Annotated in this window: 11 protein-coding genes; 7 read left to right on the plus strand and 4 right to left on the minus strand. The window is 49.5% G+C overall.

Annotated features, from left to right (window positions below; genetic code table 11):
• Positions 1-6: 6 nt before the first annotated feature.
• Positions 7-1,224, plus strand: coding sequence for a hypothetical protein (locus ACO08I_RS00825; RefSeq protein ID WP_282781584.1), 1,218 nt, complete (start codon positions 7-9; stop codon positions 1,222-1,224).
• A 10-nt stretch (positions 1,225-1,234) separates the two neighbouring features.
• Complete coding sequence (locus tag ACO08I_RS00830; RefSeq protein ID WP_044225959.1) at positions 1,235-2,137, plus strand: hypothetical protein; 903 nt, start codon at positions 1,235-1,237, stop codon at positions 2,135-2,137.
• A gap of 4 nt (positions 2,138-2,141) precedes the next feature.
• Here ACO08I_RS00830 and ACO08I_RS00835 read toward each other — a convergent pair whose 3' ends face one another.
• Genes ACO08I_RS00835 through ACO08I_RS00845 form a run of 3 tightly spaced genes read right to left on the minus strand, consistent with a single transcriptional unit; the run spans position 2,142 to position 6,620 of the window.
• A complete protein-coding gene (locus ACO08I_RS00835) occupies positions 2,142-3,512 on the minus strand; it encodes a sulfatase (protein ID WP_282781587.1) in 1,371 nt (456 codons plus the stop codon).
• A gap of 13 nt (positions 3,513-3,525) precedes the next feature.
• The gene (locus tag ACO08I_RS00840) at positions 3,526-5,076 is read right to left on the minus strand and encodes a glycoside hydrolase family 28 protein (protein WP_421948185.1); all 1,551 of its coding nucleotides are present in this window, start codon (positions 5,074-5,076) and stop codon (positions 3,526-3,528) included.
• Positions 5,076-6,620 (minus strand): sulfatase family protein, encoded by a 1,545-nt coding sequence (locus ACO08I_RS00845; protein ID WP_421948186.1) that lies wholly within the window; start codon positions 6,618-6,620, stop codon positions 5,076-5,078. The genes ACO08I_RS00840 and ACO08I_RS00845 overlap by 1 nt, the downstream gene beginning before the upstream one ends.
• 279 nt (positions 6,621-6,899) lie before the next feature.
• On the opposite strand from ACO08I_RS00845, the gene ACO08I_RS00850 reads away from it, so the two are divergent.
• The 4 genes from ACO08I_RS00850 (at position 6,900) to ACO08I_RS00865 (ending at position 10,881) form a co-directional block, all read left to right on the plus strand.
• The gene (locus ACO08I_RS00850) at positions 6,900-8,378 is read left to right on the plus strand and encodes a Gfo/Idh/MocA family protein (RefSeq protein ID WP_421948187.1); all 1,479 of its coding nucleotides are present in this window, start codon (positions 6,900-6,902) and stop codon (positions 8,376-8,378) included.
• 27 nt (positions 8,379-8,405) lie between these two features.
• Positions 8,406-9,221 carry a 3-keto-disaccharide hydrolase gene (locus ACO08I_RS00855; protein ID WP_282780934.1) on the plus strand — a complete coding sequence of 272 codons (816 nt, stop codon included), beginning with the start codon at positions 8,406-8,408 and terminating at the stop codon, positions 9,219-9,221.
• 341 nt (positions 9,222-9,562) lie between these two features.
• A complete protein-coding gene (locus tag ACO08I_RS00860; protein ID WP_421948188.1) occupies positions 9,563-10,075 on the plus strand; it encodes a hypothetical protein in 513 nt (170 codons plus the stop codon).
• 59 nt (positions 10,076-10,134) lie between these two features.
• Positions 10,135-10,881, plus strand: a complete 747-nt coding sequence (locus ACO08I_RS00865; protein ID WP_421948189.1) for a hypothetical protein — start codon at positions 10,135-10,137, stop codon at positions 10,879-10,881.
• Positions 10,882-10,935: 54 nt separating this feature from the next.
• Here the strand turns inward: ACO08I_RS00865 and ACO08I_RS00870 are convergent, their stop codons facing one another.
• Positions 10,936-12,156 carry a vanadium-dependent haloperoxidase gene (locus tag ACO08I_RS00870; RefSeq protein ID WP_421948190.1) on the minus strand — a complete coding sequence of 407 codons (1,221 nt, stop codon included), beginning with the start codon at positions 12,154-12,156 and terminating at the stop codon, positions 10,936-10,938.
• Between the two features lie 742 nt (positions 12,157-12,898).
• Between ACO08I_RS00870 and ACO08I_RS00875 the strand changes: the two genes are divergently transcribed.
• On the plus strand, positions 12,899-13,285 hold the full coding sequence (locus ACO08I_RS00875) for a GxxExxY protein (RefSeq protein WP_421948191.1): 387 nt from the start codon (positions 12,899-12,901) through the stop codon (positions 13,283-13,285).
• Positions 13,286-13,342: the final 57 nt, after the last annotated feature.

The raw sequence follows: 13,342 nt of genomic DNA on the forward strand, positions 1-13,342 counted from the left end.
GACACTATGAAAATACCCCAAATTATTTTTTCGTTTCTGGCTTTGTTTGCGTCGTTTGTACTAGCTTCATGTAGTGAGGAACCCACAACTCCGGGTGAAAACTCAGCGCTTTTATTTCCTCAATCCACAGAAATGAATATAATTCAACGATTGAGCCCGGAAGGGCAGATCATCTTTGAGCTTTCAGAGCAGGGCGTTCAACTGGCTTTTGTTGGGATATTTGATTCGCCGCCTGAGGTGGAGGATGGGGTTTTAATTTCAGAGGAGGACTTGATTTGGGAATGGTTTGGAGAGGTGGGGCCCAATTCAGAAATTCATTTAGGGGAAGGAGATTTGCTGGATAGCGCATTGGTTTTTTCACCGGTTTTCTTTCAGTGCGATTCTTCAGATTATTTCTGGGCGGCTTGGGGCTGGGATGATACGGCTCAGTATATAACACATTCAACACTAAAAAGTCAAGCGCTTCAAGTACCCGACGAAAAACCGGAATTGCGGTTGATTGAAACCACGAAAGTAGGAGCTGCTCCCAATGATACGCTTTTAGTTCCTGGGTCTGATATCAACTTAAGATTCGTTTTTGAAAATACAGGTGATGCCAAGGCTATTGACCCGGTAGTACGAATCACAAACAGTAATATTTCGGAATTCCCTGTCACACTGGCTTTGGTTGAGTTGGAAGCAGGAGCTTCTGTCAGTCAGACTGTAAACTTTACTATTCCACCAGGTTTTAGCTTTGCAGATACGCTGGTTTTGCAAATAGAAATGCTTTACAACAATTGTCTGAGTAGTCAGACGGAGGTTGCGTTGGTCGTCAATGCATTAAGCGTTTGTATTACGGATGTAAAGTTGATTGATATTCGTTATTTGCCGCCAACTATTTTATGGGACCCACTTGCAATATTGCCTATATATTTTCCTCCTGATATTTACTATGAAGTCATAGGACCAGGCGAAACACAGATGTACCTTTCTTCAATTATAGAGGATGCAGACGACGATTTTCCGAACACGCCCGTTATGGGAGATTGGCCTGATCTTTCCCCCTGCCTAAGTCTGAGCTTAGATTCAACTTACATCATCAAGTTTTGGGATGATGATTTTGATGATGATGATTACATCGGAACCTACAGCTTCAAACCAGCAGATTTTTTGAGCACACAACAAGAGCTGGTCGAGGTTATCAATGATGAAATACAGATGGAATTATATCTAAATTGGGAATAAACTTAAGCTTATGTCCATTCGTGAACAGCATCTTGAGCTCTTCAGGGCTGCTATGGTTCATCTGACCAGTCGGGAAGAAACACTTTATACTCAAGTTGTTATTTGCCAAAAGCTAAAAACGCTTGGTATCCAGGTTTCTACTTCTCTATTTAGTAAGATGGTTAATACCCCGAAGTCAGTTGGTTTACGTTCGGTACAGCGCATCAGTGAAGGGGTGCAGGAACTGTTGCGCCTTGAGTTAGGTTTGAGATATGATCATGCCCAGAAAGTGTTTGTTGAGACAACCAGGCATTTCTCTAAAAAAGTAGTGCCGACTCAAGATGGGAACCTTTTTTTAAACGGTACAAATGAGCTTCTCTTCCACGCTGACGGGAGGCGCTCCATTGCCGAGAAAGTTGAATTTATCAGTAAAGCACAGGAGGAAGTGATTTTTCTAGGCGTGCGGTTGCGTCAATTGGTCAGTTATTTCACGCACCGAAAAGATGCAGAGTTCAAAGAGCCTTTGCTTAAGCTGCTTGATTGTGGAGTACGGGTAAGTTGTTATTTAGCTGATCCTGACCACAATCCTGTACGATTTTATTTCAGTGATCTGGCTACGGCATTACCTGAAGAGCGCTTTGGAGAAAAAGCTATTCCTGGTCTGATCATGCACCTTCAAAAAGTTCAGGTCGAGATCAGGCAGATTTTACCAGGAGCTCCTTTCCATATCTTTAAATACAGGCATCTGCCAACCGCCCACTTCCTAGCCGTAGATACGGATAGTGTGTACGGTAAAATTTTGGTTTCCAATTATATTTTTGGAGTGCCCAGAAGCAAAGCACCGGTAATTGAAGTACATCATAGTTCGAAACTATATGGTTATTATCAGTCAGCCCTTGAAGCACTTATTAAGGATGCAGTGGAAGTCGTTTAAGTGTTTATTCTTCTAGTTTCCTCCTTAGGGCATTTATAACTATTCGATACTCCTCCCGCCCCGCCAAATTATCCCACTGATAAACATCCCTCTTCAAATCATAAAGCTCCTCACCATGCTCCCCCCAGTCCATATAAGACCAATCCGGCGTGTAAACCGCTTTGCCCACCACACCCTGATGCCGGGTTTCCACAATAGCGTAGTTTTTCCAGCCCTGAGGCTGCCCCTGCATGAGTGCAGTCATGTCTCGCCCTTCCAGATTAGCCGGGGCATTTAGCTCTGCCATCTTCGCCAAGGTAGGGTAGAGGTCGAGCAATTCCACGACTTCCTCTACGATGCCTGGCCCTATACCCGGATGGCGGATAATAAGTGGGGCAATGGCCGATTCCCGGAACAGGAAATTCTTAAACCATAAGCCATGCTCGCCCAGCTGATAGCCGTGGTCGCTGACCAAAACAACAATAGTGTTATCGTATAAACCCAGGTTTTTTAGTGCGCCGACCAGTCGACCCACCTGATCATCTACAAATGCAGTGCAGGCATAGTAGGCACGCATGGCTTCTCTGCGCTCTGTTTCAGGTAGATTGAAATGCCCGGCCCAGGTGTCGTAAGCAATATTAGGCATATCCTCCCGATCGGTAGCAGGTACCGATATAGGTTGAATGGCCACACTGTCAAATCTTTCAAAGTATCGTTTAGGTGCTACAAGTGGTACGTGCGGGCGGATAAAGCCAGCAGCGAGAAAAAAGGGGCGGTCTTTAGCTTCCTCCATGAGTTGGATCACTTCAGTAGCTATGTTGTAATCATGATGGCGCTCATCGCCCTTTTCTGCCCTCAGCCAGGCTATGGCTCCACCAGCGCCCACCCGATGGGATTCCCAGGGAGTTGCATTGTAGTAATAGCCATTATTGTTCAACTCGTAGCCCGGTACATCAATGGCTTTATCCCAAGCCTCCGGTACATCTGCGCCCGAACTCTGCTGCGCAATAGCATCCGGTACGCCTTGATGGAATACTTTGCCCGCCCGAGCGGTGAAATAGCCATTCTTTCGAAAAAGCTCGGGCAGAGTCGGGTGGGCTTCCCATCTTTTCCGAAAGTCCTCTTTCAGCGATAAAACCCCCAAAGTGCTGGGTCGAAGCCCGGTAAGCGTAGACGCCCGTGAAGGCGCACAAAGCGCTTGTTGGCAGTAGGGGCGCTTAAATAGCGTGCCCTCGGCTGCCAATTGATCGATATTAGGGGTTTGGGCGACCGAGTCGCCGTAGCAGCCCAGCCGGTCGTTGAGGTCGTCCACGTAGATGAGCAGCACATTGGGGCGTTGCTGCGCAATCAGCACCGTGTAAAAAAGGAGTGATATGATGGCAAAAATGTACCGCATCTTTCTGTTCTGGTTATTGATTAATCACCTCACAATCCTCCAGGTCGTAATAGGGCTGTTGACCATCTGAAGACTTGGCTAGCGGAGTGTTAAGTATAGCGTTTTTCAGCCCGCGGCCATATAGTACCTTAAGTTCCGCCTGCCGGGCTTCGGTCCGGGTAGGGTAGAAGGCTTTCAGGGTGCCGTTGGCGATCTTTTTAGGGAACTGCCAGTCCGCCGGGACTTCCTCCGTTTCCGGCCAGTTGATCATGACGTTGTCCAGTACGAAGTTGTGGATGTTTTCGGTGACAATTGCCGCTTTGGCAACTTTGGCAGCACGCTTGACGGGTGCAAATTGCGAACTTGTGACTTCATCCACATGCGGTACCGGGTCTTCAATCCAGGGGTAAGTGAGGTTGACGTTACGGAGGGTCAGGTTTTCAATGGCGTACCCGTCGCCGGCGGTCATGAGGATGCGCCCTCCGGTTTTGGCGTGGAAATTGGTAATCGTCACATTGCGCAGGCGGGGTTTGCGGCCTTCATAGTCGTACTGCTTCTTTTCCTGATGCATCCAGTCTCCATTGCGGCCACCTGCTCCGGGCTCCGGCAGGTAAAGGCTCAGGTGGATGGGGCGGTTGTAGAGCAGCGGGGCCCGGGAGTCGGTGATGATGTTGTCGACTACGATGTCCTCCACAGTCCCGGCGCTTTCGGCGTAAATGGCGAAGGCACGGGAGGAGCCATAGATCACGCTGTTGCTAAAGGTTACCTGCTTAATATCCCGGAAGGTTTCGTTTCCAATCTTTAGGGCAGCGCAGGAGCACTCGATGACGCAGTTGGTGACGGTGACGCGCTTGCAGTCGCGGGTATCCACCATGGTTTTCAGGCAGATGGCATCGTCGCAAGTCTTGATGATACAGTCGCTGATGGTCACATCGTGGCAGCCGGAGATGTCAATGCCATCCCCGTTCGGTGCAAACAGGTCATTGATGATTTTAACCCCCTGCACCTGTATGCGGTCGCTGTCGTACAAATGCAGGGTCCAGCCGCCTCCGGTGAGCAGCAGCACATCCTTGATCCGCACATCCTGGCAGTCCTGTATTTCCACCATGGGGCTGATCTTCAGGGGCTTGGCCATTTTCCACTGCGGGTCTTCTGCCGGGTCGAAGTCTTCCCAAAAAGCGGGCCCGTTGCCATCAATGGTGCCGCCGCCAATGATGGCGATATTGCGGGCATCCTTCCCCACAATAAGGTGGCGGGGCTGCCGGTCTTTATTGTGCCCCCAGGTCATGATTGCGTAGTCCTCAATATTGGGGGAGCCCAGGATTTTTGCCCCGGATTGTACGTCCAGGGTGGTATTGTCCTTCAGGAAAATGGTACCGCTGAGGTACACCCCCGGTGGAACCGTCACCGTGCCGCCGCCCTGAGCAGCAGCAGAGTCAATGGCGCTTTGAATGGCGGTGGTATTCAGGGTAGCACTGTCCCCCCGGGCACCAAAATCCTTTATATTCAGATAACCGCTGTAGTGCTGGGCAAAACTGAGCGTAGACAGCAAAAGGCTGAAAGCCAGAAAAGTAAGTCTTGTCATTAATCTTGGTTTTGAATGCGTTCGAGTTCAGCGGCCATGGCTTGTACTTTGTCGGGATAAGTGGCAGCAAGGTTGTTTTGCTCCCCGGGGTCTTCCGACAGGTTGTACAACTGCGGCTCCGTAGAGATGCCACCTTCAATGTCCTTGATGCCCTTAATCCAGGGGAATTCTTTCTCGGTGGGGGCGATGTATTTCCACTGCCCCTGCCTAAGCCCAAGGGTAAAGGCTTCTTCCAGCATCACCGAACGTCCCTCATCAGATTGCCCTGAGAGTGCGGGCCACAGGGCTTTGCTGTCTTTAGCCTCGGCTTCCTGCAGTTCATGCCCCAGCAGCTCCGCAATGGAGGCATAAAGGTCTACCTGATTCCAAAGGGCCGTACTGCGCCCGGGCGTGATTTTACCTGGCCAGCGCAAGATTGTCGGCACCCGGTTGCCACCTTCGTAGATGCTGTACTTGCCGCCCCTGTATGGACCGGCGGGCTGATGATCGCCCAGCTTTTCCACGGCCTGGTCTGTGTAGCCGTCATCCAGTACAGGACCATTATCACTGCTAAAAAACACCAGCGTATTTTCGGCTATGCCAAGGGAATCCAGGGTTTTCATTAACTGGCCCGTTACCCAGTCCATTTGCAGGATGGCATCGCCTCTGGGGCCCATCTTGCTTTTGCCTTCAAACCGGGGGTGGACAATGCGGGGCACATGGATGTCGTGAAAGGCATAATACAAAAAGAAGGGCTGGCCTTTCTCCTGAGCCATAAACTGTATCGCTTTTTCCGGAAAGGAATAGGGAAAGTCCTCATCACGGAAGTGCGCCGCTTCTCCGCCTGCCATAAAACCAATGCGGCTCACGCCATTAATTATGGTACCACTATGTTGCGTATCGGCCGGCATTTTCAATAATTCAGGATGGCTGAGCCCGGTGGGCGTGTCATAGGGGCTACCTCCTGACGGATCATCTGTAAAGCTGACTTGCAGCGGGTCGGCGGGGTCAAGGTTGAGGACTTCGTGCTGTTCAACATAAACGCTCGGTACCCGATCACCGGTAGACGGCAGCAGGAAACAATAATCGAAGCCAATCTCCAACGGTCCGGGTTTGATCTCCTCATTCCAGTCCAGGTCGCCATCGCCCAGCCCAAGGTGCCATTTACCAACCACGCCGGTACGGTAGCCCTCTTCTTTCAGCATGGCAGGCAGGGTAGGTGTCCCCGGCCGGATCATCAATGGAGCATCCCCCGGCAATACCGCAGCTTTTTGCCGAAAGGCATAGTTGCCCGTAAGCAATGCATAGCGGGAAGGGGAGCAGGTCGCTGCCGCACAGTGGGCATCGGTAAACAACCGTCCTTCGGACGCCAGGCGGTCGATATTCGGGGTTTGAATGTCGGTAGCGCCGTAGCAGCTCAGGTCGCCGTAGCCAAGGTCATCGACATAAATGAAAAGGATATTGGGTTGGGCATTAGCGGTTGGCTCTTCAGGCGCTGCACCAGAACTGCAACTTAGGCATAAGGATAGCAGGAAAAGACTACACAGCAAGGTCGGTTTTAACATCGGTGAATGCTTTGGGAAAAGGAATCGTGCGGGATTGGGGTGTAACCCATCCGCTCTTCTTATCGACGCAGAATAAGGTGAAAAATATTTGCAAAAAGTTAGTGTAAAGATTACACCTAGCAAACCTTGATAACCTCCTGTTGGATAGTGAGTTGTTGCCCGGTTTCCTAATCTGGCTGTACAATAATTCATAAATTGAGCCATCAAATCCTGCCCATAAAGTTGGGAATTGTACAGATTTGCTTATTTTAATTTCCAAAATCAAAACAATCAGATTCAATGAAAAAACCAGGAAAAAAAGGATCAAAGGGACTGGATCGCCGGACTTTTATCCGTCAGGCTGGTGTTGCTGCAGCTGGTATGACCATTGTGCCCAGCACCGTAGTTTCCGGACTGGGGCATGTGATGCCAAGTGACAAATTAAACATTGCAGGTGTTGGTGTAGGCGGTATGGGCCGTTCTAACCTGCGCAATATGAATTCTCAAAATATTGTAGCGCTTTGTGATGTAGACTGGAAGTATGCTGCCAAGTGCTTTAACGATTATCCAGATGCTGCGGTGTACAAAGACTACCGCCGCATGATGGACGACATGGGCGATGAAATTGACGCTGTAGTGGTTGGTACGCCTGACCACACGCACTATGTAGTAACCGCCGATGCCATGCGCGCCGGAAAGCACGTCTATGTACAGAAACCCCTGACCCACTCGGTCTATGAGTCCCGCATGCTGGCCAAGCTGGCAAAAGAAACCGGCGTAGCCACACAGATGGGTAATCAGGGTAACTCCGGCGAGGGCATTCGTCAGGTTTGTGAGTGGATTTGGAATGGTGAAATCGGAGAGGTGAAGGAAGTCCACGCCTGGACTAACCGCCCGATCTGGCCACAGGGGCTGGAGCGCCCTACAGAAACACCATCGGTGCCGCCTACCCTGGACTGGGACCTCTTTATCGGCCCGGCTAAATGGCGCCCTTACCACCCGGCTTATACGCCATGGAACTGGCGTGCATGGTGGGACTTCGGTACCGGTGCACTGGGTGATATGGGATGCCACATCATTGACCCGGTCTTCAAGGCGCTGAACCTTGGGCAGCCTACTGCTTTCGAGGGTAGTTCTTCACAGGTTAATACGGAGAGTGCACCGATTGCTGAAAAGGTAACGTACTACTTCCCTGAGCGCAAGAAGATGGGCAAAGTTAACATGCCAGCCGTTGAGTTTACCTGGTATGATGGGGGCTTGTTGCCTGATCGACCTAAGGGTATTCCTGAGGGTAAAATCCTTGGTGACGGTGGCGGTGGTGCTATGTTCGTAGGCTCCAAGGGCACACTCATTTGCAGTACTTACGCCCGTGATCCCTACATCGTAGGCCGGGAGAACGACCCTCCTAAGGCAACCAACGAGCTGCGCCGCGTAGAAACCAGCCACGAAATGGACTGGGTGCGTGCCTGCAAGGAAGACAAGAGCAGCCGTACGGAAGCTTCTTCTCACTTTGGCTACTCCGCTCCATTGAATGAGGTGGTGGTAATGGGTAACCTGGCGATCCGCCTGCAGGACCTCAAGCGTAAGCTGGAGTGGGATGGTGCGAATATGAAGATTACCAATATTGCTGATGACGAAGAAATCCGGGTGGTTTCTTCTGATAAGTTTACGGTAGTGGATGGCGACCCGCGCTTCGACACGCAGTACGCAACCATCAATGCGAAGCAGGCGATGGAAGAGTACATCAAGCGTCCGTACCGCAAAGGTTGGAACTATTAAGCATCAACGAAAAACAAAACTTCGATTATGAAATTCAAAATTCTTTTGTTCGCTGCTTTGGTGTTTGCCCTGGCTTCCTGTCAGAGCGGTGCCCCGGAAGCTACCGAAGGGGAAACCACAGAAGCTGAGGCTACTGATGGAGCCACAGAGGCTGAAGCTCCGGCAGCGATGAATACGCTTTCCGAGAAGGAAAAAGCCGATGGCTGGATGCTCTTGTTTGACGGCGAAAGCACCGATCAGTGGAAAGGTTACTGTAAAGATGGTTTCCCGGAAAAAGGCTGGGAAGTCGTGGACGGCACCTTAATGTGCAAAGCTTCCGGTCAGGGCGAAGCTGGTGGTGGTGGCGACATCATCACTAAGGAGGCCTTTGGCAACTTTGAACTGAAACTGGAGTGGAAAATTTCCGAAGGTGGCAACAGCGGAATCTTCTATCTGGCCCGCGAAAAATGTGGCGAAGATGGGCAGGCGATCTGGAAATCCTCTCCTGAAATGCAAATCCTCGATAATGAGAAGCACCCTGATGCCCGTCTTGGCAAAGATGGCAACCGGCAGGCTGGCTCGCTCTACGACCTGATCCCGGCGAAACCGCAAAATGCGGTACCAGCTAATAGTGGTTGGAACGAGGTGACCATTCTTTCCTACGATGGCACCATCGTACATACCCAAAATGGTGAGAATGTGGTGGAGTACCACCTCTGGACAGACGACTGGAAAGAGATGGTGGCCAACAGTAAGTTCAAGGATTATCAGGACTTCATTGACGTCGCTAAGGAAGGGCATATTGGCCTTCAGGACCACGGCAATGATGTTTGGTTCCGGAATATTAAGATCAAGAAGCTGTAAATCAGGCAGTGCTCTTGATTAAGTTTAAACCGGCTGTGGGCATTGGGCTTGCAGCCGGTTTTGTGTATGGACGTACTTGATTGTCGTTTTTGATGCTACGATATGTTTACTGCGCCATCACCATTAACAAGTAGTAGAATTGAACCAGAGCCTAAATCGAGGTTATCAATAGATACTTGATCAGCCGGACGCTCAATTTTTTGAGCCATACTGACGTCGATAAGGTTTGGGAATCCAAACCGACATCGAGTTCAGTATATGCTGACCGTTTTGGGTTGGGCAGAGCCCATACCAAAACGCGTCATGTATAATCAAAATACGGGTGATGAACCTACAGTAAGATGAAAAGAATAGCCATTATTGCAATCGTACTTCTGGCAGGGTGTACCCGTAACGACCAGGATTCTAAGTACTTAAGATGGGTTGGCGACGCTGAGCCCGACCCTGAAATTGATGCCAGTGATTTCCAGTTGTGTGGCAGTGAGAAAATGGTTCAGCAGTACTTCCATTTCGGGCAGGGGCTTCAGTATGAAGGGGAGAAGATAGCGCTGCGCAAACGATTTGAAGAAGCGTACCGGCCAGTAGAAACCGCTCAAAGTGGTTGGATAAGAATCCGTTTTATTGTCAACTGCCAGGGACAGGCTGGAAGATTTAGAATGATAGGCTCCGATTTAGACTATCAGGAACAAATTTTTGATGAACGGATCACCGAACAGTTATTAAAGATTGCCCAATCATTGGATGGTTGGGCCGTGCTCTCAAAAGGTGGTAAGCCCCGGGATTATTACCAATACCTAATCTTTAAGATCAACAACGGAGACTTAACTGATATTTTGCCAAGAGAATGCTTCTGATTTTTGTTTTAGCCGTCATGTCCTCTTGTTTAGCTGCTCAGCCCAACTGTAATGTCTATATGTACAACGGAGACGAGTTGAAATATAAGGCTTGTAGAGCATTAGAAAAAACAAGAGGGCATTATCAGTTCAGCAGAGCGTACCAGGAAGCATTGGATGAGGTTCTGGCGATCGACTCTACCTTTGCTTACGCATACAGGGTTAAATCCACCGCATATCTGAAGAGCGGTGATTTTATCACCTGGAAAAAGCTAATGGACAAAGCCGTGAAGTACGATCCGGAGGAAGAACTATTCTACCGGGCGTCGTGCCGCTATCAGTTTTTTAGAGATTATGCGGGAGCAATAGAAGATATTGAACTATTAGATAGCTTGGTTGACTACGACATTGGTTATTCCCAAAATGGGGATTATTACCTCAATATTATCAAAGCTTTGTCCTACAAGGCTATAGGGGAACCGAATGAGTCCTTACAGATATTTGAGCGACAACTAAGTGATAGCACGCATAGCGTTGGTATTTACGATTATTTGCATTTGGGGGTTCTTTACCTGGAAATGGGAAAATTTTCATTGGCTCTGCGTGCTTTAAAGCAGCAGGCATTAGAAAATGATATCGCGGAAAACAGGTACTATATGGCTTTAGTTTATAAGGCACTGAGGGACGAAAAGAGGTATATGGAAAACATAAAACTTGCAAAAGAAAAATACGAAAATGGAGTAAAAATGTTTGACCCCTACGTTGAAAAAATGGATCAAATATTTCTAACCGACATCATAGATGCTATGAAAACCGAGGGCTTTTGAAAAGGTTAAAGCCTTTAAGTTGGCTGGATTTCAGATTATATCGTGCTATTCCATCTAATTTCCTTTTGAAGTAAATGCTTTGATCACCTGCCGGCCGACCTGATCACCTACTTGCAGCCCCACCTCATTGTCGGTGCGGAAATGCACGCCTCCCTCAAAGCGGGATTCTGAACACTCTTTTGCCAGTGTTTTAAACAAGGCTTTGTCTCCGGGGAACAGGAACGAGAGCACTCTGGCTATGGACCCGGCAACGGTCGTATGCCCGGCAGGATAGCCCGGGAAGTTCGGCGTGTCAATCAGAATAGGTTTAAAGGAAGGGTCGTACTGAAACGGGCGGATGCCCCAGTAGTGGTATTTCCCATCCCATGCCGCGATGATGGCATCAAAGCGTGCGGAGTGGAAAACGGCATTTGCAAAGGCAGCTGCTAATGGGTTAAGGTCGTATTCCAAAATCTTGCGTTCGACCAATAGGTCCCATACCGGTTCACTTTTCCACTTCCAGGCTATAGTGCTGCTTTGATGGGCAGCGTTAAATTGCCGGAGCTCCTCCATATCTGCAGTCCAGTCGGTGGGCGGTGGGCCGGGCCGGAACTGATCGGCTTGCTTCAGGGTGATCGGCTTCCATTGCCTTTTCATCGGGTCCCAGGGGCTGGGGTTGCCTGACCACAGGCTATCCGCCTGAGGTACCTGCCCTTCCCACCGGCGGTCTGTGCGGTCGGTTTTCGCATATTCGATGTACTGTTGAGCTATATTCCGGCCAATTTCCAATCCTTTTTCAATATCGGAGGGGAATACCAGCCCTGTAGCCAGGCGGGCAGACTTGAAGGCAATGAGATGACTGTCCAGCATCGCCTGCTGCTCCGGAAAGTAATATCCGATAACCTGATGCGCCGCACCGGCTGCTGCACTCCATTCACAAAGGGAGGAGGAATACTCTGGTTCCGCCCCAAGCTTTTTCACCCTTTGGTCGTAATGGTAGGCTGCTTTCCGGAAATGTGCCTGTTTGTGTTCCCAAACTTCCACCGTAGCGTCATAGACCGCAAGGTGTAGAATGGCCACCCGGCCTCCATTTTTATGTCCTTTATGGTTCCGGCTCGCCTGCATAAGTAATTGGTGCCAGCGGTATGCGGGATAGGCGTTGTTCCAGTACCGTACAGCCCATAAACTCTCCGCTTCCATCTGTTGCTGGGCTGCTGTGATATCTGGGATTTCATCCCGTAGTACTTCTTCACTGATTGGAAGAACAGGTTCGTCCAGTTCAAACTTGAAGGGCATGAATTCGGAGGCAGTCATTTGCCCGTACCCTGGGGATGGAGCTATCAGTATGATTATCAGGCAAAATGTGGGTGCGAATAGTAGGGCAGAGTAATGAGCAGATGTGTACATGAATCGTTTATTTTTTTTGAGAAAGGGGATACTTCATATTAACCAATACTGGGTGGAATGGCTTAAAATTCTTTTGGGAATTTTGGATATTTAGGATTGGAAATGGGGGGTGGGGTGACCACGGAATACTCGGGAAACACGGAAATGGGGTGTGGGTGACCACGGGATACTCGGAAAACACGGAAATAGGGGGTGGGGTGACCACGGAATACTCGGAAAACACGGAAATAGGGGGTGGGGTTACCACGGAATATGCGGAAAAACACGGAAATGGGGGGTGGGGTGACCACGGGATACTCGGAAAATACGAAAATGGGGGGTGGGGTGACCACGGAATACTCGGGAAACACGGAAATGGGGGGTGGGGTGACCACGGAATACTCGGAAAACACGGAAATAGGGGGTGGGGTGACCACGGAATATGCGGAAAAACACGGAAATGGGGGGTGGGGTGACCACGGGATACTCGGAAAAACACGGAAATGGGGGGTGGGGTGACCACGGAATATGCGGAAAAACACGGAAATGGGGGGTGGGGTGACCACGGAATACTCGGAAAATACGGAAATGGGGGGTGACCACAGAATACACAGAATACACAGAAATATAGGGAGCTTTAAAAATATAGATTATGGACAATCAGGAAGGATTACTTTATGAGGAGGAAAGCTATCGGATTCGGGGTGCTGTGTTTGAGGTGTACAGGGAAATGGGTGCTGGTTTTTTGGAAGCGGTTTATCAAGAGTGCCTGGAAAAGGAATTGCGTAGTCAGCAAATCCCCTTTATTGCACAGCCTGCCCTTGATCTTTTTTATAAGCATGAAAAGCTAGATACTACTTACAGGCCAGACTTGATTTGTTACGGCAAGATTATCGTAGAGCTGAAAGCGGTAAAAGAAATCGCGGATGAGCATCGGGCCCAGTTACATAACTATTTGAAGGCTACTGGTTTTCGGCTAGGGTTTTTGGTGAATTTTGGACATTACCCCAAAGCGACAATAGAAAGAATTATCAAATAGCCTACTGCCACCATAGCTAAAGCCTTCCGTGTATTCTGTGTCTTCTGTGGTAGAAAA

This window comes from Phaeodactylibacter xiamenensis (assembly GCF_965229835.1).
Taxonomy (GTDB): domain Bacteria; phylum Bacteroidota; class Bacteroidia; order Chitinophagales; family Saprospiraceae; genus Phaeodactylibacter; species Phaeodactylibacter xiamenensis.